Here is a 25740-nt window from a genome sequence, read left to right on the forward strand (position 1 = left end):
GCGGAACGTGTCCGACGCATGTCAGGCACCGCAATAGGGGATCACAGACCGTCATCCGTCCGCGCGGCCAGCAGGCCGCGTGTCGATCCCTGCATGGCCGTAGTCGTTGTCGCGCCCTCCCCTCCCCTCGCCTGGATAGAGCCCAACATGACCACCCGCCGTCTCCGCTCCCACCGCAGCCCGCGCCCGCTCCGTCGCGCCCCCTTGACCCGCCTGATCCTCGTGGCGCTGGCGATCGCCGCCACGGCGCCCGCCCAGGCGCAGGAAACCTCCGAATCCAACGCCGCCAAGACGCTGGACAACGTCATCGTGACCGGCACCCGCCGCGTGGGCATGTCGGTGGACGACAGCCCGGCCCCGGTCCAGGTCGTCACCGCCGAGGCGCTGGAGCAGTCCGGCGCCCCGGATCTGATGAACCAGTTGGCCTTCCAGGTCCCCAGCTTCAATGCCAGCCAGCAGGGCACCGACATGACCAGCGCCACGCTGGTGGCCAACATGCGCGCGCTCTCGCCCAACCACACGCTGATCCTGATCAACGGCAAGCGGCGGCACTTCACCTCCAACGTCGCGGTCACCGGCGGCTATGCGGGCGCGGCCTCGACCGACCTGAGCTTCATCCCGACCAGCGCGATCGCCAGCGCCGAGGTGCTCACCGACGGCGCCGCGGCGCTGTACGGCTCGGACGCCATCGCCGGCGTGATCAACCTGATCACCAGGAAGAACGCCAGCGGCGGCAGCGTCTCGGCCGGCACCTCCGGCTATGACGATGGCGGCGGCTTCACCACCAACTATCAGGGCGACTTCGGCATCGGCGACGACACCACCTATTTCAACCTGGCCCTGGAAAGCGAACGCCGCCAGACCATCAACCGGCCCGGCGCGCCCTACGGCGCGGCCGCCTGCGTGGCCGACCGCCTGGCCAATCCGACCCGCGGCTGCCCGGCCACCGGTACCGCGACCACGCCCAGCGGCTATCCCAGCTCGACCGGCAACGCGGCGCTGGGGCGCGAGAACGAATACAACATGATCTACGACCCTTGGTTCCCCAATAACAGCCACCAGGGCGATGCGCCGGCGATCCAGCGCGATGTGGGCTTCCTGAGCGCCGGGATGTTCCTGGACGACGGCACCGAGCTCTACGGCACCGGCAGCTTCGGCAAGAAGAAGACCCAGAGCTGGCAGAGCTACCGCCGCCCCTCGCAGGACGGCGGCGTGGACCGCAACGGCGACGGCGACCGCACCGATCCGATCGGCGGGACCGGCCCGCGCAGCGGCAGGCCGCTGACCGAAGCGGACATCAACAAGTATCCCTACGGCTTCTCGCCCTCGATCGATACCGACGAGAAGGACTGGGAGGTGGGCGTGGGCATCACCGGCGAGCTGGCCGGCTGGCGCTACGACCTGTCCACCAACTACGGCAAGAACCAGATGGAGATCGACGTCACCAAGTCGATGAACTTCACCTTGTGGAACCGCACCGGCGCCTCGCCCGAGAGCTTCTACGTCGGCCGCTTCAGCGCGACGCAGTGGGATACCGCGCTGGACCTGAGCCGCGACTTCGACTGGGGCCTGGCCGCGCCGACCACCATCGCGGCCGGCCTGGAGTATCGCGAGGACACCTACGGCATCGACCCGGGCGATGCGGCCTCGTACACCGGCGCGGGCTCGGCCTCCTTTCCCGGCTACAACCCGGCCGCCACCGGCAGCTGGGAGCGCAACAACAAGGCCGCCTTCGTCAACGTGATCCTCAACCCGACCGAGCACTGGATCGTCGACGCGGCCGCGCGCTACGAGCGCTACAGCGACTTCGGCAGCAAGGCGGTCGGCAAGCTGACCACGCGCTACGACTTCAACGAGCGCTTCGCCGTGCGCGGCACCTACAGCACCGGCTTCCGCGCCCCGACCATGGGCGAGAGCTACTACACCGCCATCCAGGTCGGTCCGACCGCGGCCACCGCGACGCTGCAGGCGGCCAACGTCGGCAGCGGCCTGAAGCCGGAAACCAGCCGCAACTTCAGCGTGGGCCTGGTGTTCAAGCCGCTGGACAACCTGACCACCACCCTGGATGCCTACCAGATCCGCATCGACGACCGCATCCGCCTGGGCAGCACGCTGCTGTACTCAACCAGCCAGTCGGTGGACACCTTGTGCGGACGCACCGCCGGCTGCGTGCCCAACCCCATCCTGCCCGACCCGGCCGACACCAACCGCGACGGTCGCCCCGACGATGCCTACAACCAGACGCTCGGCGCCGCGCTGGTCGCGGGTGGCTTCATCTCCAACGGCAGCGATCCCACCGCGCCGGGCGGCAGCATGGACGCCACCGCGCGCGCCAACATCGGCCTGAACTTCTTCACCAACGCCATGGACACCAAGACCACCGGCGTGGACTGGGTGACGACCTACAACACCGCCTTCGACTGGGCCGCCATCGACTGGACCCTGGCGGCCAACTACAACAAGACCGAAGTCACCCGCGTCGGCAACGCGCCCGCCGACCTCGGCGGACGCGCGCTGCTGACCGATGCCGACGTCGCCACCATCCAGTACAACAGCCCGAAATACCGGGTCAACCTGGGTGTGAACATCCGCTTCGGCGAGCGCCTTTCCCTGAACATCCGCGAGAACGTCTACGGCCCGCAGTACACGCTGGGCACCACCAGCGCCTACGCGTCCTTCCCGCAGATCATGAACACGCTGGACCTGACCACCATCAACGGAGTGACCTACTACAAGGCCAAGATCGGCACGCTCTACACCACCAACATCGAACTGGCCTACACCCTCGATGAGCGCCTGCGTTTCAGCATCGGCGCCGACAACCTGTTCAACGCCTACCCGGACAAGACGCCCGCGGCGATCCGCCAGTACAACATCGAGCGTTATGCCACCACCGGCGCGCGCGACTACCTGCTCGGCAGTCCGCTGGGCTTCTTCGGCACGCGCTGGTTCGCCAAGGTGTCCTACACATGGTAAGCGACCGCGCCGGCGTCCGCGCATCGGCCACGGCGCCCCCGCCTTCGGGCGGGGGCGTCGGCGCGCAGACGCCTTCTTCCAGTTCCAGGTCCGCTCGCCATCGCATGCCTGGCGTGTTGGCCTTCCTGCTGCTCGCTTCGCCGGCCGTGGGCGCAAGCGGGCAGGCGGCGGACGCGGTGCCTTTCACCGCGCAGCAGAGCGCACAGGGCGCACGCGTCTACGCCCAGCACTGCGCCGCATGCCATGGCCAGCAGCTGGAAGGCTTCTCCGGGCCGGTGCTGGCCGGTCCGGCGTTCTACGGCCGCGACATGGGCGTGCCGCTGCATGCGACCTTCCAGTACATGGCCCGGGAAATGCCGGTCGGCCGCCCCGGCTCGCTGCGTCGCGAGGACTACGCCGCGCTGATGGCCCTGATCCTGGAGAAGAACGGCTACCCCGCCGGTGACGTCGCGCTGGACTACGACACCGCCCTGCACGCCGACGCCCCGCTCTACTTCCATCGCCCCTGAGCGTGCATGCGGCGGGCGGGCAAGTCTCCCGCCGCGCCGCATGGATGCCCCATCCAAGGACTGCTTCGATGCAACGACGAGACTTCATGATTGGCGCGGGGGCCGCGACGCTGGCCACGCTCGGCGCGGCCGCACCGCCGGCTGCTGCGGGAACGGCGACCGCACAGGCCGCGCCGCCCGGAGGGGCCTTGGCCGACCCGCTCGGCGCGCGCACGCCGCCGCCGGCGTTCGTCCCCACCTCCGGCACCATCGCGCCCGTGCGTGCGCGCACCGACCGCATCGCGCGCATCACCGTCTGCACGCGCCCATTCCGGGCGCAAGGCCCGCGCATCGAGCGCGAGAAGATCGCCGGCAGGGAGGTCATCCACAACTACGGGCACGGCGGCAGCGGCTGGTCGCTGTCCTGGGGCTCGGGCCTGGCGGCCGCGGCCGAGGTGCGCAGCACCGGCGTGCGCCAGGCCGCCGTCGTGGGCTGCGGCGTGATCGGCCTGACCACCGCCGTCGTCCTGCAGCGCCAGGGCATCAAGACCCGCATCTACACCCGCGAACGCGCCCCGGACGTGCGCTCGTTCAACGCCACCGGCCTGTGGACGCCGGACTCGCGCGTGGGCACCGTCGAGCAGGCCGACGGCGCCTTGTGGGAGGAGCTGTGCCGCAACTCCTTCCGCATGTTCCAGGCGATCATGGGCCTGCCCGGCAACCCGGTCGAATGGATCGAGTCCTACGCGCTCTCGGACATCCCCTTCGACCAGGCGCGCAGCGAGCACATGGCCCAGGCTGCCGGCACTGCGGTCCACTTCGCCAGCTTCGCCGACCGCGTGCGCGACCTGACGCCGGCATCCGAGGATGTCCCGGCGGGCAGCCACCCGTTTCCGGCACGCCATGTGCGGCGCGCCTCGACGATGATGTTCAACATCCCGGCCTATATGAACTGGCTGGAGCACGAGTTCCTGCTCAACGGCGGTGCGATCGACTTCATCGACCTGCGCACGCCGAAAGACTTCGGCCTGATCCGCGAGAAGACCATCGTCAATGCCACCGGCTACGGCGCGCGTGCGCTGATGGGCGACCAGACGCTGGTTCCCGTGCGCGGCCAGATCGCGCATCTGGTGCCGCAGCCGGAGGTCGATTACGCGCTGCGCTTCGAAGGCGTGAGCCTGGTCCCCCGCCGCGACGGCCTGCTGGTGCAGGCCATCGGCGATGAGATGGACGGCTACAACAACCCCTCGGTCGTGCCCAACCGCAAGGAGTCGGAGGCCGCCGTGCTCAAGCTGGCCGCGCTGTGCGAGCGCTTCACCCGGTAGAGCGGCCGACCGCAGCGTCAGAAAGCGGAAACGCCGGCCCTCAAGGCCGGCGTTTGTGTTCTACGTCCCGCAGCGCCGAGGCGCGGAGGAAGATTCGACGCATCAGATCAACCGCGTGGCGAATCGTCCGCTGCGCGGCTCGACTCTGGCCTGGACGGCGTCCGGTCGGATCCTGGCGTCTCGCCGCCTATCTGCCCGGACCGATGTCCTCGACTTCGCCTGTCCTGACCCGCCCGCTCCAGTCCTGGAAATAGGTGTCATAGCGGGCCTGCAGCCCGTTGAGGACACGCTGTTCGGACAAGAGCGAGCACGGATAGACGGACTCCGGGTTTCGCGGGTTGGCGAACCCCATGCTGTTGACGCCTCTGATGCATTTGCCCGAACCGTAAACCGGATTGCTGGCCAGCTCGCGCATCTTGCGACGGAACAGCTTGTCGGCGCGGACGGCGGCCACGTCATCGGCATACTTGGCGCGCATCTGCTTGTACAGCGCATCCGCCCTGGCCTTCTGCGCCGGCGTCACCTTCTCCAGCGCGGAGTTGAACAGCCCCACGTTCTCCGGCTGCATGCGTTCGGTCGAGAGCCCCAGCCAGGCCAGACCCAGCGCGCGGTCCTGGGTCGCGCCCTCGCCATTGAAGTAGGCCACGCCCAGCACCTTCTGCGCCGTCTTGTCGCCCCACGCCGCCGCCTCGAGCATGCGAGACAGGGCTTGGGGCATGTCGCCCTGTCGCATCGCGGCCGCCCCCATGCAGAAGTTGTAATCGCCGGGAAGCAGCTGTTCCAGCAGTTGGCTGCAAGGCGAGACGTCGACCGCGGGACCCCGGCGCGGACGCTCTTTCGCGGCGCCCGGCGGGGAATGCAAGGCAATGAAGACCACGAACGATGCCAACAGCCCGCGGCGCAGGACGTGGCGGAGGGAATGGGCGATGCGTTCCATGCAACGTTCCTCGCTGAGGCTGTCGTCCTCGATACTACGCCTGCATCACGGCGAATGCGGATCGCCGTGAATCGAAGGTATGGCGCGGAGTTTCAGGCCCACGGAACGGCCGGCGGCGCCCGCAAAGCAAAACGCCGGACCTCACGGCCCGGCGTTTGCGTCGCAGCGACCTCCAGCGGAGGATCAACCCAGCAGGTGGGCCACGCCGCTGCGCTCTTCTTCCAGCTCGGCCAGGGTCTTGTCGATGTACTTCTGGCTGAAGTCGTCGATCGGCAGGTCCTTGACCAGGGTGTACTCACCGTTCTGGGTGGTCACCGGGAAGCCGAAGATCACGCCCTCCGGGATGCCATAGGAGCCGTCGGACGGCACGCCCATGGTCACCCACTTGCCGTTGCTCCCCAGCGCCCAGTCGCGCACGTGGTCGATGGCGGCGTTGGCGGCCGAGGCGGCCGAGGACGAACCGCGCGCCTCGATGATCGCCGCGCCGCGCTTGCCCACGGTCGGGATGAAGGTGTTGGCGTTCCATTCCTGGTCGTTGATCGCCTCGCCGATCGAGGCGCCGTCGGCGGTGGCGAAGCGGTAGTCCGGATACATGGTCGGGCTGTGGTTCCCCCACACCACCAGCTTCTCCATGCCGGCCACCGGCTTGCCGAGCTTGAGCGAGAGCTGGCTCAGGGCGCGGTTGTGGTCCAGGCGCAGCATCGCGGTGAAGTTCTTCGCCGGCAGGTCCGGGGCGGACTTCATGGCGATGTAGGCGTTGGTGTTGGCCGGGTTGCCGACCACCAGCACCTTCACGTTGCGCGAGGCGACCTTGTTCAGCGCGGCGCCCTGGGCGGTGAAGATCTTGGCGTTCTCCAGCAGCAGGTCCTTGCGCTCCATGCCCGGGCCGCGCGGACGGGCGCCGACCAGCAGGGCGTAGTCGGCGTCCTTGAAGGCCACCTCCGGGTCATCGGTGCCGACCATGCCGGCCAGCAGCGGGAAGGCGCAGTCCTCCAGCTCCATCATCACGCCCTTCAGCGCGGCCTGGGCCTTCTCCATCGGCAGCTCGAGCAGCTGCAGGATGACCGGCTGGTCCTTGCCCAGCATCTCGCCGGAGGCGATGCGGAAAAGCAGGGCGTAGCCGATCTGGCCGGCGGCACCGGTAACGGCGACTCGGACGGGTTGTTTCATGGTGTGGATTCCTCGTGCATCGGATGGCGGGTGCGATGCCCGCCTGATGGGATAGGCGCTAGGCGCGCCAGGCGGATGGAGGGGTCACGCAGGCCGACGTCACGATCTCGCAGGCATCCAGCGGATGGCAGCGCGAAATCGGCATGGACGGCGGCTCCTGGTGGCGCCGCCTCGATTGTGCGGCGCGGAATTTTAGCACGCGCGCCCGGCGCGGCCGCGTTCGACCAATGGTCTACTTGCGGACGCACCGGGGGGCGGGGGCCGTGTTCAGGCAGCCAGGTGCTTGTTCCATTCGGCCACGCGGTCGGCCTTGGCGGCCAGGACGGCGTCGGCGTCGCCCTCGATCACCACCGAGTCGATGGTGTCGCCCTGCTTGATCGCATCGACGGCCTCCAGGCCGAGACGACCTTGCCGAACACGGTGTGCTTGCCGTCCAGCCACGGGGTGGCCACGTGGGTGATGAAGAACTGGCTGCCGTTGGTGTTCGGGCCGGCGTTGGCCATGGACAGCACGCCGCGCTCATGGCGCACGCCGTTGCTGGTCTCGTCCTCGAAGCGGTAGCCCGGGCCGCCGCGGCCGGAGCCTTCCGGGCAGCCGCCCTGGATCATGAAGTCCGGGATCACGCGGTGGAAGTTCAGCCCGTCGTAGAAGCCGCGCTTGGCCAGGTTGACGAAATTGGCCACGGTCAGCGGCGCCTTGTCCGGGTACAGCTCGACCTGGATCGGGCCGCGGGAGGTGTTGAAGGTGGCGGTGAGGGACATCGTGGAACTCCTTTGGAGCAGGCAGCCCGGTCGTGGGCGGTAACCGGCTATAATACGCGCTTCCCTCCACACCTCTGCGCGCACCGCCGCGCCCGTGCCGCATGTCCATTGAAAACCTTCGCAACATCGCCATCGTCGCCCACGTTGACCATGGCAAGACCACCCTCGTCGACTGTCTGCTGAAGCAGTCCGGCACCTTTTCCGAGCGTGCCGTCATCGCCGAGCGCGTGATGGACAGCAACGACCAGGAAAAGGAACGCGGCATCACCATCCTGGCCAAGAACACGGCCATCAAGTGGAATGGCAACCGCATCAACATCGTCGACACCCCGGGCCACGCCGACTTCGGCGGCGAGGTCGAGCGCGTGCTGTCGATGGTGGACACCGTGCTGATCCTGGTCGACGCGATGGACGGCCCGATGCCGCAGACCCGCTTCGTGACCCAGAAGGCCTTCGCGATGGGCTTCAAGCCGATCGTGGTGGTCAACAAGATCGACCGTCCCGGCGCGCGTCCGGAATGGGTCGTGGAGCAGGTGTGGGACCTGTTCGACCGCCTGGGCGCCACGCCCGAGCAGATGGACTTCCCGATCGTCTACGCCTCGGCGCTGAACGGCTACGCCTCGCTGGACGAGAACGCCCGCGACGGCGACATGACCCCGCTGTACGAGGCGATCATGCAGCACGCGCCCAAGCCGGAGGTCGACCCGGAAGGCCCGTTCCAGATGCGCATCAGCCAGCTGGACTACAACAACTTCGTCGGCGTGATCGGCATCGGCCGCATCCAGCGCGGCACGTTGCGCAAGAACATGCCGGTGGCCGTGATCGACCGCGAAGGCAAGAAGCGTCAGGGCAAGGTGCTGCAGGTGCTGGGCTTCCTCGGCCTTGAGCGCATCGAGCAGGAGACCGCCGAGGCCGGCGACATCGTGGCCATCTCCGGCATCCAGGAGCTGACCATCTCCGACACCGTCACCGCCCTGGAGGCGCCCGAGGCGCTGCCGGCGCTGACCGTGGACGAGCCGACCATCTCGATGACCTTCCAGGTCAACAACTCGCCCTTCGCCGGCAACAAGGACCTGTCCGGCGGCAAGTTCCTGACCAGCCGCCAGCTCAAGGACCGCCTGGAGCGCGAGACCGTGCACAACGTGGCGCTGAAGGTCGAGCAGCTGGAGGACGCGGACAAGTTCTTGGTCTCCGGCCGCGGCGAGCTGCACCTGTCGGTGCTGATCGAGAACATGCGCCGCGAAGGCTACGAGCTGGCCGTCTCGCGCCCGGAGGTCATCATCAAGGAGATCGACGGCCAGCAGATGGAGCCGATCGAGCAGCTGGTGGTGGACGTGGAAGAGATCCACCAGGGCGGCGTGATGGAGAAGCTGGGCGTGCGCAAGGGCCAGCTGAAGAACATGGAGCCCGACGGCAAGGGCCGCGTGCGCCTGGACTATGAAATCCCGGCGCGCGGCCTGATCGGCTTCCAGAACGAGTTCAAGACCCTGACCCAGGGCTCGGGCCTGCTGTTCCACGTGTTCGACCACTACGGCCCGAAGGAACAGGGCGCCATCGCCAAGCGTCCCAACGGCGTGATGATCGCCAATGCGCCGGGCGCCACGCCGGCCTATTCGCTGGGCCCGCTGCAGGAGCGCGGCAAGCTGTTCGCCGCCGAGGGCGACAACGTCTACGAGGGCCAGCTGATCGGCATCCACTCCAAGGACAACGATCTGACGGTCAACGCGATCAAGACCAAGCCGCTGACCAACATGCGCGCCTCGGGCAAGGACGACGCCATCCAGCTGACCCCGGCGATCAAGTTCACCCTGGAGCAGGCCCTGGACTTCATCGACGACGACGAGCTGGTGGAGATCACCCCCAAGGAGATCCGCCTGCGCAAGAAGCACCTGACCGAAAGCGAGCGCAAGAAGGCCTCGCGCGCGGCATAAGGCGGTCTGTGCAAGCTGGCGCGGGTGGCGGCCCACGGGTCGCCGCCCGCGCACCAACCGGCGTATCCTTCCGGCCCGATGCCTCATACCCAACGTCCCTACGATCCGGATCCGCACGCGCATCCGGGCCTGCATGCGCTGGCGTTGTTCGAACTGGCCAAGGGTCTGCTGGCCCTGATCGCCGCGGCCAGCCTGGAAGTCCTCGGGCCCGACCCGATCCGGCGCGCGGTGTACTGGCTGATCGAGCGCTTCCATCTGGACCCGGCGCACGGCGCCCTGCCCTCGCTGCTCAAGCAGATCGACCCCAAGGCGGTACACCTGGCCGTGGCCGTGGTGGCCATCTATGCGCTGTGGCGGCTCGTGGAATCCTGGGGCCTGTGGCGGGCCAAGGCCTGGGCCTCGTGGCTGGGCTGCGTGGGCACGGCGGTCTACCTGCCCTTCGACATGTATGCGCTGGTCCGGCACCCGGGCTGGCATACGGCCGTGGTGGTGCTGATCAACGTGATCGTGGTGGCCGTGCTGGCCCGCGACCTGATCCGCCGCCGGCGCCACTGAGCCGCTTGCGGCCGCCGCGCCGCTGCGTTTAGCCTGCGACGATCCGCATGAGGGGATCGAACCGATGCACGCCTTCAGGCTTGCACTGACGCTGTCGTGCCTGGCCGCGCTGGCCGGCTGCACCGCCCCGGCGTCCGCGCCGCCCAAGACCGCCGCGCCCGCCCAGTTCCGCTACGCCGAGCTGACCATCGCCCAGTTGCAGGAACAGATGCAGCGCGGCGCGCTGGACAGCCGCACCCTGACCCGCGCCTACCTGGACCGCATCGCCCAGGTCGATCGCGCCGGGCCGCACCTCAATGCCGTGATCCAGCTCAATCCCGAGGCGATGACAGAGGCGGCGCTGCGCGACCGCGAGCGCGCCGGCGGCACCGTGCGCGGGCCGCTGCAGGGCATCCCGATCCTGCTCAAGGACAACATCGACGCCACGCCGATGGCCACCACCGCCGGCTCGCTGGCGCTGCGCGATTTCCATCCCAAGGCCGACGCCTTCCTGGTCAAGCGCCTGCGCGAGGCCGGCGCGGTGATCCTGGGCAAGACCAACCTCTCGGAGTGGGCCAACTTCCGCTCCAGCGACTCGATCTCCGGCTGGAGCGCGGTCGGCGGCCAGACCCATAACCCCTATGTGCTGGACCGCAACCCCTGCGGGTCCAGCGCCGGCAGCGGCGTGGCCGCCTCGGCCAACCTGGCCGCGGCCACGGTCGGCACCGAAACCGACGGCAGCATCATCTGCCCGGCGGCGGTCAACGGCGCGGTGGGGCTGAAGCCCACCGTCGGTCTGGTCAGCCGCGACGGCATCGTACCGATCTCCTGGAGCCAGGACACCGCCGGGCCGATCACCCGCACGGTGGCCGATGCGGCCATCCTGCTGGCGGCGATGGCCGGTCGCGACAGCGCCGATGCCAGCACCGGCTACGCCACGCTCAATGCCCCGCTGGACTACGTCTCGCGCCTGCGCCCCGGCGCGCTCAAGGGCGCACGCATCGGCGTGATCCGCAGCAGCTTCAAGTTCGGCCCCGACGTGGCCAAGGCGATGGAAGGCGCGGTCGCGACCCTGCGCGCGGCGGGCGCGACCGTGGTCGACGCCGAGATCCCCACCGCCGGCCAGTGGGACCAGGACGAGCTGCTGGTGCTCAAGACCGAGTTCAAGAACGGGCTGGCGCGCTACCTCACCAGCAAGGGCGCGCCCGTGGACTCGCTGCAGCAGCTGATCGGCTTCAACCAGCAGCATGCGCACGAGGAGCTGGCGCTGTTCGGGCAGGACCTGTTCGAACAGTCCGCGGCGATGGGCGGCCTGAACGACCCGGCCTACATCCAGGCCCGTTCGCGCATCAAGCGGCTGGCCGGCCCGGAAGGCATCGATGCGGCGCTCAAGGCGCAGCACCTGGACGCCCTGGTCGCCGCGGCGACGGGCCCGGCCTGGCGCACCGACCCGGCGTTCAAGGATCCCTTCCCCGGCGCCGGCTATGGCGCGGCGGCGGTGGCCGGCTATCCCAGCCTGACCATCCCGATGGGCGACAGCCGCGGGCTGCCGCTGGGCCTGCTGTTCATGGGGACCGCCTGGAGCGAGGCCAAGCTGATCGGGCTGGGCTACGACTACGAGCAGCGCACCCAGGCGCGCGTGCCGCCGGCCTATCGCGCCACGCTGGAACCGCGCACGCCCTGAGCGCCGCACACCCGGCGGATCAGTGCGACGGCGGGGGCACCGGCCCCGGCGCTTCTGGTGACACCGGCGGCGGGCCGTCCTCGGCGCCGGGCGAGGAGGTCTGACGCGCGCTGGGCAACACCTGCGGCGTGTCGGGCGGAGTCTGTTCGCGGGTGAGCATGTTGCGCTGACGCGGCAGCGCGTCGGGATACTCGCGCGCCAGGTAGTCCAGCACGCGCTCGCGCACCACGCAGCGCAGGTCGAAGGCATCGCCGGAACTACGCGCGCTGACCAGCAGGCGCACCTGCATGGCGGTCTCGGAGGTCTCGGTGACCTGGGCGATGCAGACCCGGCCGTCCCAGCGCGGATCCTCACGGCAGACGCGTTCGGTTTCGGCGCGCACGGCGGCCATCGGGGTGCGGTAGTCCAGCCACAGGAATACCGTGCCGAGCATGTCGGCGCTGCGCCGCGTCCAGTTCTGGAACGGGTTCTCGATGAACCAGGTCAGCGGCACCACCATGCGGCGCTGGTCCCAGATGTGCACCACCACGAAGGAACTGGTGATCTCCTCGATCCGGCCCCATTCGCCCTCGACGATGACCACGTCGTCCAGGCGGATCGGCTGGGTCAGCGCGATCTGCAGGCCGGCGATCAGGTTGCCGAACACCGGCTTGGCCGCGATGCCCGCCACCAGCCCGAGGATGCCGGCCGAGGCCAGCAGCGTGCGGCCGAGCTGGCGCACCTCGTCGAACTGCAGCAGCACCACCGAGGCGCCGACCAGGATCACCGCGCCGGAGGCCACGCGCCCCAGCACCCGCGCCTGGGTGTGGATGGTGCGCGCATGCAGGTTGTCGGCCACATCGATGCGGTTGTCGCGCAGGATCGCCGCCACGATGCCGGACACCACGCGCACCAGCAGCCAGGTCACGCATGCGACGATGCCGATATGCAGCAGCTGCTTGACCAGCAGCAGCTGCGCGTCCTTGAGCGGCGTGGCCTCGAGCCCGGCCCGCAGAAAGATCAGCGGCAGCACGAAGGCCAGCGGCAGGCTGAGGATGCGGGTGATGCGCGCGCGCCGGAAATCCTTGCCGCGCGAGCGCCGCTCCAGCCAGGCGAACAATCCCCAGGCGAGCACGCCCAGCGCCAGGGAAATTCCCAGCGGAATCACGTAGTCGCGCGCGGTCATCCAATGCAGGTCAGCCATCCCCACCGGAGACTGCCAAAGCGCGCGTCGAGGGTATGTGGGCACGCGTCGCGAACGACTGGGCGCATCACGCCTTGGAAGGGCGAGTGGGAGCCGCCATGGCGGCGATGAGGCTTTACCGGGAAGGCCTCATCGCCGCCATGGCGGCTCCCACCTGTAGAGCGGAGCTTGCTCCGCTGAGGCCTTCCCCACGAACCGAACGAAGAGCAGCGGAGCAAGCTCCGCTCTACAGGCAGACCGGTGCGAGATTCGAGGAGACAGTTGCTCCCACCGAAGATCGCTAAGCCACCGTCGCCTGCAGCTGCCGCTGCTTGCGCACGATCGACATGGCGATTTCCAGCGACTGCTCATAGTTCAGACGCGGATCGACGGTCGAGCGGTAGGCACGCTCCAGGTCCACATCGGTCAGCTCGCGCGCGCCGCCGGTGCATTCGGTGACGTCCTCGCCGGTCAGCTCCAGGTGCACGCCGCCCAGGCGCGTGCCGACGGCGGCATGGATGTCGAAGGCCTGCTCGACCTCGCCGCGCACGTTGTCGAAGCGGCGCGTCTTGAAGCCGTTGCTGGTCGACTCGGTATTGCCGTGCATCGCATCGCACACCCACAGCACGCGCCGGCCGTCGCGCTTGACCGCCTCCAGCAGCGGCGGCAGCTTCTCGGCGATCTGCGCCGCGCCCATGCGATGGATGAAGGTCAGCCGGCCCGGCTCGTCGTCCGGGTTGAGGATGTCCATCAGCGCCAGCAACTGATCGGGCTTCACCGACGGGCCGACCTTCACCGCGATCGGATTGCGCACGCCGCGCAGATATTCCACGTGCGCGCCATCGACCGCCGCGGTGCGCATGCCGATCCAGGGATAGTGCGTGGACAGGTTGAACCAGCCGTGCTGACGCGGGACCTCGCGGGTCAGCGCCTGCTCGTAGGGCAGCAGCAGCGCTTCGTGCGAGGTGTAGAAATCGATGCGATTGAGGTTGTGCACCTCGGCGCCGGCCAGGGTTTCCATGAAGCGCACCGCGCCGCCGATGTCGGCCACCATCTGCTGGTATTCGTTGGCCAGCGGCGAGTAGCCGACCCAGCTGAGGTTCCAGTACTCGGGATGGTGCAGGTCGGCGAAGCCGCCGTCGATCAGCGCCCGCACGAAGTTCATGGTCATGGCCGAACGCGAATGCGCGCGGATCATGCGCTGCGGATCGGGAATGCGCGCCTGCGCGGTGAACTCGGGCCCGTTGACCAGGTCGCCGCGATAGCTCGGCAAGGTGATCTCGCCGCGGGTCTCCATGTCGGTCGAACGCGGCTTGGCGTACTGCCCGGCGAAGCGCCCGACGCGCACCACCGGCAGCTGCAGCCCGTGCACCAGCACCAGGCTCATCTGCAGCAGCACCTTCAGCCGGTTGGAGATCAGCCCGGACTCGCAGTCGGAGAAGCTCTCGGCGCAGTCGCCGCCCTGCAGCACGAAACGCTTGCCCTCCTGCGCCTCGGCCAGCTGCTTCTTCAGCGCGAAGATCTCCCACGAGGTCACCAGCGGCGGCAACCGGCCGAGCTCCTCGACCGCCCGGTCCAGCGCCTCGGCGTCGGGATAGGTCGGCAGCTGCATCGCCGGGCGCGCGCGCCAACTGTCGGGGCGCCAGTCGCCGGAGGCGGCAGGAAAGGGAATGGCGGGGGCTGCGGCGGACATGCGGGGCTCCTGGAGAAGCCGCCATGATCGCAGAGCGCGGGGCGTCGCACGCACTTCCTGTCAATTCCGACAGTTTTCTGAGGTCTCTAAACCCCAGGAAACGTACGGCACGCGCCCATGACTTTCGGCCTAGGCATGACAGTCCTGACAGGAGGACCGTTACTTCATAACATTTCCCCAACGGCCCACGCCCCCTCCATGAAGACCCCGACCCTGCTCGCCTCCGCCATCGCCCTGGCCCTGGCGACCACACCTCTGCTCGCCCTGGCCGATAACGCCCCGCCCGACACTACCGTCGACCTGGACGTGGTCAAGGTCCACGCCAAGCTGGACGAGGCGCGCAATGCGCTCTCCCCGGACATCGGCAGCAGCCAGTTCACCATCACCGCGGCCGACATCGACCGGCTGCCGCTGGGCGCCTCCACGCCGATGAACCAGGTGCTGCTGCAGGCGCCGGGCGTCGTCCAGGACTCTTACGGCGGCGTCCACGTGCGCGGCGACCACGCCAATCTGCAGTACCGCATCAACGGCGTGATCCTGCCCGAGTCGATCTCCGGCTTCGGCCAGAGCCTGGACCCGCGCACCGTGTCCAGCATCCGGCTGCTCGACGGCGCGCTGCCGGCCCAGTTCGGCGACCGGACCGCCGCGGTGGTCGACATCACCACCAAGAGCGGCCAGGCGCTCGGCAACGGCGGCAGCGTCGGGGTGACCGCGGGCTCGTTCGGCACCTTCAATCCCTCGCTGGCCTGGTGGGGCAGCCAGGGCCGCTGGAGCTGGTTCGTGACCGGCGACTATGACCAGAACAAGATCGGCCTGGAGAACCCGACCAACAGCCGCACGCCCGATCACGACAAGACCCACCAGGGCAAGGCCTTCGCCGACCTGACCTATCTGGTCAACGAGGACACGCGCCTGAGCGTAATGGCCGGCTACGCCAACAACCGCTTCCAGGTGCCCAACAACCCGGGCCAGACCCCGGCCTTCGACGACCAGGGCCAGACCGACTTCGATTCCAGCGCGCTGGACGAGCGCCAGCGCGAGAACACCCGCTTCGCCACCGTCGCCCTGCAGGGCCTGGTCGGCGACAGCGCCTATCAGATCTCGCTGGGCCAGCGCTACAGCAGCGTGGCCTTCGATCCGGACGTCACCGGCGATCTGATCTTCGACGGCGTCGCCTCGCAGGTCGATCGCGGCAACCGCGCCAACGTGCTGCAGGCCGATATCTCCACCCCGCTGGGCGCCTCGCACACCTTGCGCTACGGCCTGTACGGCGACTTCGAACACGCCACCGCCAGCAACAACAGCTGGGTCTTCCCGGCCGACGCCGACGGCAACCAGACCAGCAACATCCCTGAGCTGATCGGCGACAGCAGCCGCTTCCACGCCAGCACCACCGCGCTCTACCTGCAGGACGAGTGGAAGCTCGGCGAGGACTGGACGGTGAACTACGGCCTGCGCGGCGATCGCTACAAGGCCTTCGGGCGGACCGAAAGCCAGCTCAGCCCGCGCGTGGGCGCGATCTGGCGCGCCACCGACAGCACCACCCTGCACGCCGGCTACGCGCGCTACTTCACCCCGCCGGCCAGCGAACTGATCTCCTCCGGGGACATCGCCCTGTTCGATGGCACCACCAACCAGCAGCTGGCCGCCGGCGCGCAGATCCCGCTCAGCGAGCGCAGCGACTACTACGACCTGGGCATCTCCCAGCAGGTCGGCGACCACCTGACCCTGGGCCTGGACGCCTACGACCGCCTGGCCGACCGCCTGCAGGACGAGGGCCAGTTCGGCGCCGCCTACATCTATTCGACCTTCAACTACCGCTACGGCCACGTCCATGGCCTGGAGTTCTCGGCCGACTACAACAACGGCCCGGTGAGCGCCTACTTCAATGCGGCCTACAGCCGGGCGATGGGCAAGCAGGTCATGACCGGCGCCTATAACTTCGACCCCGACGCCCTGGCCTATGTGGCGGACAACTGGATCCACCTGGACCACGACCAGAAGCTCACCTCGTCGGGCGGCATCAACTACAGCTTCGCCGGCCACAACCGGGTGGGCGCCAACTACCTCTATGGCAGCGGCCTGCGCACCGATACGCCCACGGTGCCCAACGGCGCGGCGCTGCCGTCCTACTTCCAGCTCAACCTGAGCGCGGGGCACGACTTCGAGGCCGACACCTCGCATCCGCTGCATGTGCAGGTCGCCGCGGTGAACGCGCTGGATCGCAGCTACCAGCTGCGCGACGGCGGCGGCATCGGCGTGTTCGCGCCGCAGTGGGCGCCGCGCCGCGGCGTGTTCCTCAGCGTGCAGCAGGACTTCTGAGGCGACCTGCGCCGCGTCCAGGCTGCGGACCGGTCGACGCGCGCGACCGGTCCGGCGCCAGGTTGGCTCAGGACGGGCGCAGCTCGCGCAGCAGCGTGCGCTTGCGCCGGCGGAAGGCGGCCAGCAGCAGCCACAGCGTCAGCACCACGAACCACAGCAGGCTCCACTCGGGCATCGACAGGCCCAGCAGACGCCAGGTCACCTCGGCGCATTCGCCCGAGCCGGTCAGCACCTGGCGCAGCACATCGCCCAGCGGGAAGGCCTCCATCATGTAGGCCAGGTCGGGGCCGCAGGCCGGCACCTTGTCGGCCGGCAGATGCTGCAGCCACACGTGGCGCCCGGCGATGCCGATGCCGATCAGCGCCGGCACCAGCCCCAGCAGGCCGTAGACGATGCGCCCGCCGCGGCTGCGCGGCCCATGCAGGCCGCCGATCAGGAACACCAGGCCCAGCAACGCGAACGCGCCGCGCTGGAAACTGCACAGCGGACACGGGATCTGGTGCTGGTAGTACTGGGTGTACAGCGCGGCGCCCAGCAATCCGACGCACACGAGGAAACCGGCCAGGAACTGCGCGCGGAAGGACCAACGGAAAGGATTCATGGGCAGCGGCAACGGGGAAGTCCCCGCATTATCGCCACCCCGCGCGCCCAGGGCCAAATCCGCCCCTCCGCGCGACCTGCGCCCCAAACGCAAAACCCCGGCCAGGAGCCGGGGTCTGCAGGTGACGCGTGCGGGACTGGGTCGATTACTCGGCCGCTTCCGGACGATCGACCAGTTCCACGTAGGCCATCGGCGCGTTGTCGCCAGCGCGGAAGCCGCACTTGAGGATGCGCAGGTAGCCGCCCGGACGCGACTGGTAGCGCGGGCCCAGGGTGGTGAACAGGGTGCCGACCGCTTCCTTGTCGCGCAGACGCGCGAAGGCCAGACGGCGGTTGGCCACGCCATCGACCTTGGCCAGGGTGATCAGCGGCTCGGCGACGCGACGCAGTTCCTTGGCCTTGGGCAGGGTGGTCTTGATCAGGCCGTGCTTGATCAGCGAGGCGGCCATGTTGGAGAACATCGCGGCGCGATGCGAGCTGGTGCGGCTGAACTTGCGGCCGGCTTTCTGGTGGCGCATGAGGTGGATTCCTGATGAATGGTGCGGCTGTTGAGGTTCGCTGTCGCCTTCGTGGCGTTGTTGCCTGGACTGCGGTTGGTCCTGATCCGGTCATCCTGTCCGGACATCGCGCGGGCCTTTGCGGCCCGTCGTCGAGGTGTTGCGGGTGAAGCGGTATCGCTGGACTTACTTCGCTGAAGCATCGAGCCGAGACGGATCGCCCGTCCCGGCCCGGCGCAGCGCGCCGGGCGTTCGCCCAAGCGCGCGGCAGTGCCGCGCAAGCGGCTTGGGCTTACCCCATCATCCCGTGCTGGGAAACACCGGCCGGCGGCCAGTTCTCCAGCTTCATGCCGAGCGACAGGCCGCGCTGGGCCAGGACTTCCTTGATCTCGGTCAGCGACTTCTTGCCGAGGTTCGGGGTCTTGAGCAGCTCGACTTCGGTCTTCTGGATCAGATCGCCGATGTAGTAGATGCTCTCGGCCTTGAGGCAGTTGGCCGAACGCACGGTCAGCTCCAGGTCGTCGATCGGGCGCAGCAGCACCGGATCCACGCCGCCGGTCTGCTGCTTCGGCGCGCCGCGGTCGCGGTGCGTGAAGTCGCCGAACACCGACAGCTGGTCGCTCAGGATGTCGGCGGCGGTGCGCACGGCTTCCTCGGCGTCGATCGTGCCGTTGGTCTCGATGTCCAGGACCAGCTTGTCCAGGTCGGTGCGCTGTTCGACGCGAGCGGACTCGACGGCGTAGGCGACGCGACGGACCGGCGAGAACGAGGCGTCCAGCACCAGGCGGCCGATGGCGCGGTTCTCTTCGTCCGGACGACGACGGGCGGCGGCCGGCTGATAGCCGAAGCCGCGCTCGATCTTCAGGCGCAGGTTGACCGCGATGTCCTTGGTCAGGTGCGCGATCACGTGGTCGGGATTGAGGATCTCGACGTTGTGGTCGGTCTTGATGTCGCCGGCGGTGACCACGCCCGGGCCCTGCTTGGTCAGGCTCAGGGTGGCGTTGTCGCCGGTGTGGATGCGGATGGCCACATCCTTGAGGTTCAGCAGGACTTCCAGCACGTCTTCCTGCAGACCCTCGATGGTGCTGTACTCGTGCAGCACGCCGTCGATCTCGACCTCGGTGATGGCGAAGCCGGGGATGGACGACAGCAGCACGCGGCGCAGCGCATTGCCCAGCGTATGGCCGTAGCCACGCTCCAGCGGTTCGATGACCACCTTGGCGCGGTTGTCGGTCAGGCGCTCGATCTGCGGGCCGCGGGGGCGCAGCACTTGCTGAGTGATACCCGTCATGTTGCTTTGTCTCCTGCAAACCCCCGCCAGGGCGGGGGTGCGTGTGTGATTACTTCGAGTACAGCTCGACGATCAGCGCTTCGTTGATGTCGGCGGGCAGGTCCGAACGGACCGGCACGGCCTTGAACACGCCGGCGAACTTCTTCGAATCCACCTCGACCCAGGACGGGCTCAGGTCCAGCTGCTCGGCCACGGTCAGGGATTCCTGCACGCGCAGCTGCTTCTGGGCCTTCTCCGACAGCTCGATCGCGTCGCCGGCCTTGACCTGGTAGGAAGGCAGGTTGACCGACTTGCCGTTGACCAGCACGCCGCGGTGCGAGACCAGCTGGCGGGCCGCCGGACGGGTGACCGCGAAACCCATGCGGTAGATCACGTTGTCCAGACGGGTTTCCAGCAGCTGCAGCAGGTTCTCGCCGGTGTTGCCCTTCTTGGTCGAGGCCTTCTTGTAGTAGTTGCGGAACTGGCGCTCCAGCAGGCCGTAGATACGCTTGACCTTCTGCTTCTCGCGCAGCTGGGTGGCGTAGTCGGACAGCTTGCCCTTGCGGGCGGTGGCACCGTGCTGGCCGGGCTTCTGCTCCAGCTTGCACTTGGAGTCCAGCGCGCGCGCCGGGCTCTTGAGGGACAGGTCTGCGCCTTCGCGACGAGCGAGTTTGCAGGTAGGACCGATATAACGAGCCATTTCTAATCGCTCCCTTTAGACGCGACGCTTCTTCGGCGGACGGCACCCGTTGTGCGGGATAGGCGTCACGTCGATGATGTTGGTGATCTTGTAGCCGACGTTGTTGAGCGAACGTACGGCCGACTCACGGCCCGGACCCGGACCCTTGATGCGGACTTCCAGCGACTTCAGGCCGTAGTCCAGCGCGGCACGGCCGGCCTTCTCGGCGGCGACCTGCGCGGCGAACGGGGTGGACTTGCGCGAACCGCGGAAGCCCGCACCGCCCGACGTGGCCCACGAGAGCGCATTGCCCTGGCGGTCGGTGATGGTGACGATGGTGTTGTTGAACGAAGCGTGGACGTGGGCGACGCCGTCGGTGACGACGCGCTTGATCTTCTTCTTCGGTGCCTTGGCGGCGGACGGCTTTGCCATGATGTTCGCCCCTTACTTCTTGATGGCTTTACGCGGACCCTTGCGGGTACGGGCGTTGGTACGGGTGCGCTGGCCACGCAGCGGCAGGCCGCGACGATGGCGCAGGCCGCGGTAGCAGCCCAGGTCCATCAGGCGCTTGATCGCCATGCCGACTTCGCGACGCAGGTCGCCCTCGACGATGTACTTGCCGACTTCGGCGCGCAGGCGCTCGACTTCCGGCTCGGACAGGTCGCGGATCTTGGTGGTCACCGTCACGCCTGCGGCTTCGCAGACCTTCTTGGACCGGGTACGGCCAATGCCGTAAATGCTCTGCAGCCCCACCCAGACGTGCTTCTGGGCAGGCAGGTTGACACCTGCAATACGCGCCATGACGCGATTCTCCAAACTGTTTGATGGCCGGCTGCACGCCCTCCGTGAACACGGATTGACGGCATATGGCGTAGGGAACTGGAAAGTGTACCAAGGTCTCGGGTTGCTTGGAAGTCCATGGAACCTGGGGAGGTTCCACGGACCCGGCATGGGGAGTGTGCCCATGCTCCGGCGCCGGAAGCCGCTTACCGGACAGACCCGCAAGGGTCCGCCGGTGCCCGCGCTACTCTGGCGCAGGGACGAGCCGCTTCACACTCGCGCGCGAGACCGCCGCACGAGCCGCCCATTTTGAAAGTCCGGCCGATGGCCGGGCTTGGTGGCGGATGGGACCGCCGAAATTACGACCGGAAGAGGTCAGCCGCGCGACAGGCCGCGGTTGCCGCCCTTCAGGTTGGCCTTCTTCAACAGGCTCTCGTACTGGTGGGACATCAGGTGCGCCTGGATCTGCGCGATGAAGTCCATCACCACCACCACCACGATCAGCAGCGAGGTGCCGCCGAAGTAGAACGAGGTGCCCAGCTGGGTACGCATCACTTCCGGCAGCAGACACACCGCCACCAGATAGAGCGAACCGGCGGCCGTCAGGCGGGTCAGCACGCCGTCGACGTAGTCGGCGGTGGCCTTGCCGGGACGGATGCCCGGGATCAGCGCGCCGGACTTCTTCAGATTCTCGGCGGTTTCCTGCGAGTTGAAGACCAGCGCGGTGTAGAAGAACGCGAAGCCGATGATCATCGCCGCGAACACGATCATGTGCAGCGGCTCGCCCGGCGACAGCGCCTGGGAGATGCGCTGCAGGGTCACCGCCATCGGCGACTGACCGGACCACATCGCCAGCGTGGCCGGGAAGGCCAGGATGGACGAGGCGAAGATCGGCGGGATCACGCCGGCCATGTTGAGCTTGAGCGGCAGGAACGAGGTCTGGTTCATGTACGCGTTGCGACCGCCCTGGCGGCGCGCGTAGTTGACCGTGATCCGGCGTTGCCCGCGCTCGACGAACACCACGAACCAGGTGAACGCGAACACCACCACCGCCACGATGATCAGCGCGATGGGGCTCATCGTGCCGTCGTTGACGGCGCCGAAGGTATGGATCACCGCGGCCGGCAGGCCGGCGACGATGCCCGAGAAGATGATCAGCGACACACCGTTGCCGATGCCGCGCTCGGTGACCTGCTCGCCGACCCACATCAGGAAGATGGTGCCCGCGGTGAGCGCCACGATCGCGGTGACCACGAAGCCCAGGCCCGGGGCGTACACCACCGGCGCGCCGCCCGGCGCGGTCTGATGCTGCAGCGCCAGCGCGATGCTGCCGCCCTGCACCACCGCCAGCAGCACCGCGCCGATGCGCGAGTACTGGGTGATCTTGCGACGGCCGGACTCGCCTTCCTTCTGCAGCGCCTTGAGCGCCGGGAAGATGTGCGCACCCAGCTGGATGACGATGGACGCCGAGATGTACGGCATCACGTTCAGCGCGAAGATGCTGAAACGGTGCAGGGCGCCGCCCGAGAACATGTTGAACATGTCCACGATGCCGCCGCCCTGCGCCTGCATCAGCGCGAGCATCGCGTCCGGGTTGACGCCCGGAACCGGAACGAAGCAACCGATCCGGTAGACGACCAGGGCACCCAGCACGAACAGCAGACGCTGCCGCAGCTCGGTGAATTTGCCCAGACCACCCGCGATGCCCTGCTGCGCCATGCCGTGCTTACTCCTGGATGCTGCCGCCGGCAGCTTCGATGGCGGCCTTCGCGCCCGCCGTGGCCTGCACGCCCTTGAGCGTGAACGCCTTGGTCAACTCGCCCTTCTTCACGATCTTGGCGCGCTTGGCGGTGCTGGGCACCAGCTTGGCAGCGCGCAGGGCCGCGAAGTCGATCTCGCCGGCTTCCAGACGATCCAGCTGATAGGACAGCACCTCGGCGGTGTCCTTCTTCAGCTTGGAGCGGAAGCCGACCTTCGGCAGACGCTTGATCAGCGGCATCTGGCCGCCTTCGAACTTCGCCTTGATCTTGCCCTTACCGGCGCGGGCGAACGAACCCTTGTGGCCGCGGCCGGCGGTCTTGCCCAGGCCCGAACCGATGCCGCGACCGACGCGCTTGCGCTCGGTGCGGGCGCCTTCTGCAGGCGACAGAGTGTTGAGACGCATGTTGATTACTCCTCGACGCGGACGAGGTAGTGAACCTTGGCGATCAGGCCGCGTACCTGCGGGCTGTCCTTGAGTTCACGCACATCGTTGAGCTTGTTCAGGCCCAGCGCCTTCACCGACAGGCGGTGACGCGACTGGGAACCACGCAGGCCGCGCACCAGGCGCACCTTGACGGTCTTGTTGGACTCATTAGCCATGGGTGAGTTCCTCCACCGACTTGCCGCGCTTGGCCGCGATGCGGGCCGGCGACTGCATGTCTTCCAGGCCGCGCAGCGTGGCGCGCACCAGGTTGATCGGGTTACGCGAACCGACGGCCTTGGCCAGCACGTTCTTCACACCCACCGCTTCCAGCACGGCGCGCATGGCGCCACCGGCGATGACACCGGTACCTTCCGAGGCCGGCTGCATGAACACGCGGGCCGCGCCGTGGCCGGCCTTGACCGGGTGCCACAGGGTGCCGTTGTTCAGATCGACGTTGAGCATGCCCTTGCGCGCGTACTCCATCGACTTCTGGATCGCCACCGGGACTTCGCGGGCCTTGCCGTAGCCGAAACCGATGCGGCCGTTGCCGTCGCCCACCACCGTCAGCGCGGTGAAGGTGAACTGGCGACCACCCTTGACCGTCTTGCTGACGCGGTTGACCGCGATCAGCTTCTCGATCATGCCATCGTCGACTTTCTCTTCGCGGTTGCGATCGCGCCCGCGCGAGCGTTGTTCTTCTGCCATGTTGTTGATTCCTGTTGAGAGGGTCTGTACGGCTTGGCCGCTTATGGTTGTGGTCTACCGCGGTGGAGCGTGACGCGGCTGCAGAAGAGCCGCGGCGCCCGGCGCAATCCGCGCCGGCAGAGGTTGCGTGGGGATGAACCCCACGCGGTTCAAGCTTAGAACTGCAGGCCGCCTTCGCGCGCGGCATCGGCCAGCGCCTTGACGCGGCCGTGGTAGCGGTAGCCCGAGCGGTCGAAAGCGACCTTCTCGACGCCGGCGGCCTTGGCGCGCTCGGCGATCAGCTTGCCGACCTTGGCGGCGGCGTCGCTGTTCTTGCCGTTCTTCAGACCTTCCTTGACGTCGGCCTGCAGGGTGTTGGCCGAAGCCAGCACCTTGGAGCCGTCGGCGGTGAAGATCTGCGCGTACAGGTGCTGGCCGGTGCGCAGGACGCTCAGGCGCGGCACACCCAGGTTGCGGATGTGGGCGCGGGTCGACTTGGCGCGGCGCTGGCGGGCGGTGTTCTTGATGCTCATGTTCAGTGACCTCGTGGAAGCGGATCGGCGTTGAGCCAGTGGGGAGGCAGCAGCGGTATGCCCTCGCCTCCCGACTGCCGTTAAGCCTTCTTGGCTTCCTTGCGGATGATGGTTTCGTCGGAGTACTTCACGCCCTTGCCCTTGTAGGGCTCCGGCGGACGGAATCCGCGGATCTTGGCGGCGACTTCACCGACGCGCTGCTTGTCGGCGCCCTGCACAGGATCTCGGTCTGGGTCGGGGCGGCCAGCGTGATGCCTTCCGGGGCCTTGAACAGGATCGGGTGGGAGAAACCCAGCGACAGGTTCAGGTCCTTGCCGGACATCGCGGCGCGGTAACCCACGCCGACCAGCTCGAGCTTGCGCTCGAAGCCATCGGATACGCCCTTGACCATGTTGGCCAGGATCGCGCGGATGGTGCCGGTGATGGCGTCGTGGTCCAGCGAGGACGGCGACAGGCTCACGGTGCCGTTCTCGACGGCGATGTTCACGCCCTCGGGCTGGGCGATCGTCAGAGTGCCCTTGGGGCCCTTGACGGTCACGGTGCCGTTGGCGTTGTTCAGTTCGGTACCCTTGGGCAGGGCAATCGGCTTCTTGGCGACGCGGGACATGTAAGAACTCCTTCCCTTAGGCCACGAAGCACAGGACTTCACCACCCACGCCGGCCGCACGGGCCTGCGCGTCGGTCATGATGCCCTTCGACGTGGAGATGATGGCAATGCCCAGGCCGTTGAGGACCTTGGGGAGTTCGTCCTTGCCGCGGTACTGGCGCAGGCCCGAGCGCGACACACGCTTGAGCGTGTCGATGACCGGCTTGCCTTCGAAGTACTTCAGGACGACCTCGAGCTCGGCCTTGTTGTTCTCGGTCTTGGTGACGCGAGAATCGGCGATGTAGCCCTCGGACTTCAGGACGCCGGCGATGGCGACCTTGATGTTGGACGACGGCATCTTCACCGTCTGCTTGCCGACGGCGGCCGCATTCTTGATGCGGACCAGCATGTCGGCGATGGGATCAGTCATGCTCATGTGCGATTCCTATGAGTAGCACCGATATCCGCTTTCGCGAAAATCTCGTGTTGTGGGTGGCGCGGGCCTTGAGGCCTGCGCCCTTGCGCGGAAGATCTCTAGCACCAAAGCCTGGCGCCCATCGGGCCGCCAGGCTCTAGGTGGTGAAAATCCGGGGAGCGGATTCTACACCACTCCCTAGCTGTGTTACCAGCTGGCCTTGCGCAGGCCGGGCACGTCGCCACGCATGGTGGCTTCGCGCAGCTTGTTGCGGGCCAGGCCGAACTTGCTGTACACGGCGCGCGGACGGCCGGACAGCTCGCAACGGGTGCGGAAGCGGCTGGGCGAGGAGTCGCGCGGCAGCTTCTGCAGCTTGGTCGAGGCCTCGATCTTCTCGTCGTAGGACGCGTCCTGGCTGGAGATGATCTTCTTCAGTGCATCACGCTTGGCCGCGTACTTCTTGGCCAGCTTCGCCCGCTTCAGGTCGCGGTTGACCATGGAGGTCTTTGCCATGTCTTGGTCCTCGAC

At 67.9% G+C, this 25740-nt stretch carries 24 protein-coding genes and 2 pseudogenes; 7 read left to right on the forward strand and 19 right to left on the reverse strand.

What is annotated here, in order from left to right; translation table 11 throughout:
* The first annotated feature begins 204 nt into the window (after positions 1-204).
* The 3 genes from ACFJIT_RS11375 (at position 205) to ACFJIT_RS11385 (ending at position 4789) form a co-directional block, all read left to right on the forward strand.
* Entirely contained in the window at positions 205-2976 is a 2772-nt protein-coding gene (locus ACFJIT_RS11375; protein WP_379653676.1) for a TonB-dependent receptor plug domain-containing protein, read from the forward strand.
* A gap of 104 nt (positions 2977-3080) precedes the next feature.
* Positions 3081-3485, forward strand: coding sequence for a c-type cytochrome (locus ACFJIT_RS11380; protein WP_165422671.1), 405 nt, complete (start codon positions 3081-3083; stop codon positions 3483-3485).
* Between the two features lie 68 nt (positions 3486-3553).
* Entirely contained in the window at positions 3554-4789 is a 1236-nt protein-coding gene (locus ACFJIT_RS11385) for an FAD-dependent oxidoreductase (protein ID WP_379653677.1), read from the forward strand.
* A 187-nt stretch (positions 4790-4976) separates the two neighbouring features.
* Here ACFJIT_RS11385 and ACFJIT_RS11390 read toward each other — a convergent pair whose 3' ends face one another.
* The 3 genes and pseudogenes from ACFJIT_RS11390 to ACFJIT_RS11400 all read right to left on the reverse strand — a co-directional run bounded on the left by ACFJIT_RS11390 (position 4977) and on the right by ACFJIT_RS11400 (position 7657).
* The gene (locus tag ACFJIT_RS11390) at positions 4977-5726 is read right to left on the reverse strand and encodes a hypothetical protein (RefSeq protein ID WP_379653678.1); all 750 of its coding nucleotides are present in this window, start codon (positions 5724-5726) and stop codon (positions 4977-4979) included.
* A gap of 183 nt (positions 5727-5909) precedes the next feature.
* Complete coding sequence (locus ACFJIT_RS11395; protein WP_130528956.1) at positions 5910-6896, reverse strand: malate dehydrogenase; 987 nt, start codon at positions 6894-6896, stop codon at positions 5910-5912.
* A 267-nt stretch (positions 6897-7163) separates the two neighbouring features.
* Positions 7164-7657, reverse strand: a pseudogene (locus ACFJIT_RS11400) (peptidylprolyl isomerase).
* A 101-nt stretch (positions 7658-7758) separates the two neighbouring features.
* Between ACFJIT_RS11400 and typA the strand changes: the two are divergent.
* The 3 genes from typA (at position 7759) to ACFJIT_RS11415 (ending at position 11806) form a co-directional block, all read left to right on the forward strand.
* On the forward strand, positions 7759-9588 hold the full coding sequence (gene typA / locus ACFJIT_RS11405) for a translational GTPase TypA (RefSeq protein ID WP_130516021.1): 1830 nt from the start codon (positions 7759-7761) through the stop codon (positions 9586-9588).
* A 78-nt stretch (positions 9589-9666) separates the two neighbouring features.
* The gene (locus ACFJIT_RS11410; RefSeq protein ID WP_130516019.1) at positions 9667-10143 is read left to right on the forward strand and encodes a DUF2127 domain-containing protein; all 477 of its coding nucleotides are present in this window, start codon (positions 9667-9669) and stop codon (positions 10141-10143) included.
* A 64-nt stretch (positions 10144-10207) separates the two neighbouring features.
* Complete coding sequence (locus ACFJIT_RS11415) at positions 10208-11806, forward strand: amidase (protein WP_379653679.1); 1599 nt, start codon at positions 10208-10210, stop codon at positions 11804-11806.
* A 19-nt stretch (positions 11807-11825) separates the two neighbouring features.
* Here the strand turns inward: ACFJIT_RS11415 and ACFJIT_RS11420 are convergent, their stop codons facing one another.
* Both ACFJIT_RS11420 and ACFJIT_RS11425 read right to left on the reverse strand, forming a co-directional pair.
* A complete protein-coding gene (locus tag ACFJIT_RS11420) occupies positions 11826-12989 on the reverse strand; it encodes a mechanosensitive ion channel family protein (RefSeq protein WP_379653680.1) in 1164 nt (387 codons plus the stop codon).
* A 280-nt stretch (positions 12990-13269) separates the two neighbouring features.
* Positions 13270-14661 (reverse strand): class II 3-deoxy-7-phosphoheptulonate synthase, encoded by a 1392-nt coding sequence (locus ACFJIT_RS11425; protein WP_130523418.1) that lies wholly within the window; start codon positions 14659-14661, stop codon positions 13270-13272.
* Between the two features lie 198 nt (positions 14662-14859).
* On the opposite strand from ACFJIT_RS11425, the gene ACFJIT_RS11430 reads away from it, so the two are divergent.
* Entirely contained in the window at positions 14860-16983 is a 2124-nt protein-coding gene (locus tag ACFJIT_RS11430) for a TonB-dependent receptor (protein WP_379653681.1), read from the forward strand.
* A 67-nt stretch (positions 16984-17050) separates the two neighbouring features.
* Here the strand turns inward: ACFJIT_RS11430 and ACFJIT_RS11435 are convergent, their stop codons facing one another.
* The 14 genes and pseudogenes from ACFJIT_RS11435 to rpsN form a co-directional block, all read right to left on the reverse strand.
* Positions 17051-17584, reverse strand: a complete 534-nt coding sequence (locus ACFJIT_RS11435) for a disulfide bond formation protein B (protein ID WP_130516009.1) — start codon at positions 17582-17584, stop codon at positions 17051-17053.
* A 145-nt stretch (positions 17585-17729) separates the two neighbouring features.
* A complete protein-coding gene (rplQ, locus tag ACFJIT_RS11440; RefSeq protein WP_130516007.1) occupies positions 17730-18101 on the reverse strand; it encodes a 50S ribosomal protein L17 in 372 nt (123 codons plus the stop codon).
* Between the two features lie 271 nt (positions 18102-18372).
* Positions 18373-19371 carry a DNA-directed RNA polymerase subunit alpha gene (locus ACFJIT_RS11445; protein ID WP_130516005.1) on the reverse strand — a complete coding sequence of 333 codons (999 nt, stop codon included), beginning with the start codon at positions 19369-19371 and terminating at the stop codon, positions 18373-18375.
* A gap of 49 nt (positions 19372-19420) precedes the next feature.
* Positions 19421-20050, reverse strand: coding sequence for a 30S ribosomal protein S4 (gene rpsD / locus ACFJIT_RS11450; protein ID WP_014161359.1), 630 nt, complete (start codon positions 20048-20050; stop codon positions 19421-19423).
* A gap of 15 nt (positions 20051-20065) precedes the next feature.
* Positions 20066-20461: a 30S ribosomal protein S11 gene (gene rpsK / locus ACFJIT_RS11455; protein ID WP_130516003.1), complete on the reverse strand. Its 396-nt coding sequence runs from the start codon at positions 20459-20461 to the stop codon at positions 20066-20068.
* Between the two features lie 12 nt (positions 20462-20473).
* Positions 20474-20830 (reverse strand): 30S ribosomal protein S13, encoded by a 357-nt coding sequence (gene rpsM, locus ACFJIT_RS11460; RefSeq protein ID WP_130516001.1) that lies wholly within the window; start codon positions 20828-20830, stop codon positions 20474-20476.
* Positions 20831-21184: 354 nt separating this feature from the next.
* Entirely contained in the window at positions 21185-22528 is a 1344-nt protein-coding gene (secY, locus tag ACFJIT_RS11465; protein WP_130516000.1) for a preprotein translocase subunit SecY, read from the reverse strand.
* Between the two features lie 7 nt (positions 22529-22535).
* Positions 22536-22979 (reverse strand): 50S ribosomal protein L15, encoded by a 444-nt coding sequence (rplO, locus tag ACFJIT_RS11470; protein WP_165394587.1) that lies wholly within the window; start codon positions 22977-22979, stop codon positions 22536-22538.
* Complete coding sequence (gene rpmD, locus ACFJIT_RS11475; protein WP_014161364.1) at positions 22979-23170, reverse strand: 50S ribosomal protein L30; 192 nt, start codon at positions 23168-23170, stop codon at positions 22979-22981. The genes rplO and rpmD overlap by 1 nt, the downstream gene beginning before the upstream one ends.
* Complete coding sequence (gene rpsE, locus ACFJIT_RS11480; protein ID WP_130515996.1) at positions 23163-23699, reverse strand: 30S ribosomal protein S5; 537 nt, start codon at positions 23697-23699, stop codon at positions 23163-23165. Before rpsE ends, rpmD begins: the two co-directional genes overlap by 8 nt.
* A 155-nt stretch (positions 23700-23854) precedes the next feature.
* Positions 23855-24211 carry a 50S ribosomal protein L18 gene (gene rplR / locus ACFJIT_RS11485; RefSeq protein WP_379653682.1) on the reverse strand — a complete coding sequence of 119 codons (357 nt, stop codon included), beginning with the start codon at positions 24209-24211 and terminating at the stop codon, positions 23855-23857.
* Positions 24212-24291: 80 nt separating this feature from the next.
* Positions 24292-24818 (reverse strand): annotated as a pseudogene (gene rplF, locus ACFJIT_RS11490) (50S ribosomal protein L6).
* A gap of 16 nt (positions 24819-24834) precedes the next feature.
* Complete coding sequence (gene rpsH / locus ACFJIT_RS11495; RefSeq protein WP_130533646.1) at positions 24835-25233, reverse strand: 30S ribosomal protein S8; 399 nt, start codon at positions 25231-25233, stop codon at positions 24835-24837.
* A 186-nt stretch (positions 25234-25419) separates the two neighbouring features.
* Positions 25420-25725 (reverse strand): 30S ribosomal protein S14, encoded by a 306-nt coding sequence (gene rpsN, locus ACFJIT_RS11500; RefSeq protein WP_379653683.1) that lies wholly within the window; start codon positions 25723-25725, stop codon positions 25420-25422.
* Positions 25726-25740 lie beyond the last annotated feature (15 nt).

It is taken from the genome of Pseudoxanthomonas sp. UC19_8, assembly GCF_042700505.1.
Lineage (GTDB): Bacteria > Pseudomonadota > Gammaproteobacteria > Xanthomonadales > Xanthomonadaceae > Pseudoxanthomonas_A > Pseudoxanthomonas_A winnipegensis.

Excerpts from the sequence above, each read along its gene's own strand:
- ACFJIT_RS11380 (WP_165422671.1), top strand. The coding sequence starts at position 3,081 with ATGCCTGGCGTGTTGGCCTTCCTGCTGCTCGCTTCGCCGGCCGTGGGC.
- ACFJIT_RS11385 (WP_379653677.1), top strand. The coding sequence starts at position 3,554 with ATGCAACGACGAGACTTCATGATTGGCGCGGGGGCCGCGACGCTGGCC.
- ACFJIT_RS11390 (WP_379653678.1), bottom strand. The coding sequence starts at position 5,726 with ATGGAACGCATCGCCCATTCCCTCCGCCACGTCCTGCGCCGCGGGCTG.
- ACFJIT_RS11395 (WP_130528956.1), bottom strand. The coding sequence starts at position 6,896 with ATGAAACAACCCGTCCGAGTCGCCGTTACCGGTGCCGCCGGCCAGATC.
- typA (WP_130516021.1), top strand. The coding sequence starts at position 7,759 with ATGTCCATTGAAAACCTTCGCAACATCGCCATCGTCGCCCACGTTGAC.
- ACFJIT_RS11410 (WP_130516019.1), top strand. The coding sequence starts at position 9,667 with ATGCCTCATACCCAACGTCCCTACGATCCGGATCCGCACGCGCATCCG.
- ACFJIT_RS11415 (WP_379653679.1), top strand. The coding sequence starts at position 10,208 with ATGCACGCCTTCAGGCTTGCACTGACGCTGTCGTGCCTGGCCGCGCTG.
- ACFJIT_RS11420 (WP_379653680.1), bottom strand. The coding sequence starts at position 12,989 with ATGGCTGACCTGCATTGGATGACCGCGCGCGACTACGTGATTCCGCTG.
- ACFJIT_RS11425 (WP_130523418.1), bottom strand. The coding sequence starts at position 14,661 with ATGTCCGCCGCAGCCCCCGCCATTCCCTTTCCTGCCGCCTCCGGCGAC.
- ACFJIT_RS11430 (WP_379653681.1), top strand. The coding sequence starts at position 14,860 with ATGAAGACCCCGACCCTGCTCGCCTCCGCCATCGCCCTGGCCCTGGCG.
- ACFJIT_RS11435 (WP_130516009.1), bottom strand. The coding sequence starts at position 17,584 with ATGAATCCTTTCCGTTGGTCCTTCCGCGCGCAGTTCCTGGCCGGTTTC.
- rplQ (WP_130516007.1), bottom strand. The coding sequence starts at position 18,101 with ATGCGCCACCAGAAAGCCGGCCGCAAGTTCAGCCGCACCAGCTCGCAT.
- ACFJIT_RS11445 (WP_130516005.1), bottom strand. The coding sequence starts at position 19,371 with ATGACGGGTATCACTCAGCAAGTGCTGCGCCCCCGCGGCCCGCAGATC.
- rpsD (WP_014161359.1), bottom strand. The coding sequence starts at position 20,050 with ATGGCTCGTTATATCGGTCCTACCTGCAAACTCGCTCGTCGCGAAGGC.
- rpsK (WP_130516003.1), bottom strand. The coding sequence starts at position 20,461 with ATGGCAAAGCCGTCCGCCGCCAAGGCACCGAAGAAGAAGATCAAGCGC.
- rpsM (WP_130516001.1), bottom strand. The coding sequence starts at position 20,830 with ATGGCGCGTATTGCAGGTGTCAACCTGCCTGCCCAGAAGCACGTCTGG.
- secY (WP_130516000.1), bottom strand. The coding sequence starts at position 22,528 with ATGGCGCAGCAGGGCATCGCGGGTGGTCTGGGCAAATTCACCGAGCTG.
- rpmD (WP_014161364.1), bottom strand. The coding sequence starts at position 23,170 with ATGGCTAATGAGTCCAACAAGACCGTCAAGGTGCGCCTGGTGCGCGGC.
- rpsE (WP_130515996.1), bottom strand. The coding sequence starts at position 23,699 with ATGGCAGAAGAACAACGCTCGCGCGGGCGCGATCGCAACCGCGAAGAG.
- rplR (WP_379653682.1), bottom strand. The coding sequence starts at position 24,211 with ATGAGCATCAAGAACACCGCCCGCCAGCGCCGCGCCAAGTCGACCCGC.
- rpsH (WP_130533646.1), bottom strand. The coding sequence starts at position 25,233 with ATGAGCATGACTGATCCCATCGCCGACATGCTGGTCCGCATCAAGAAT.
- rpsN (WP_379653683.1), bottom strand. The coding sequence starts at position 25,725 with ATGGCAAAGACCTCCATGGTCAACCGCGACCTGAAGCGGGCGAAGCTG.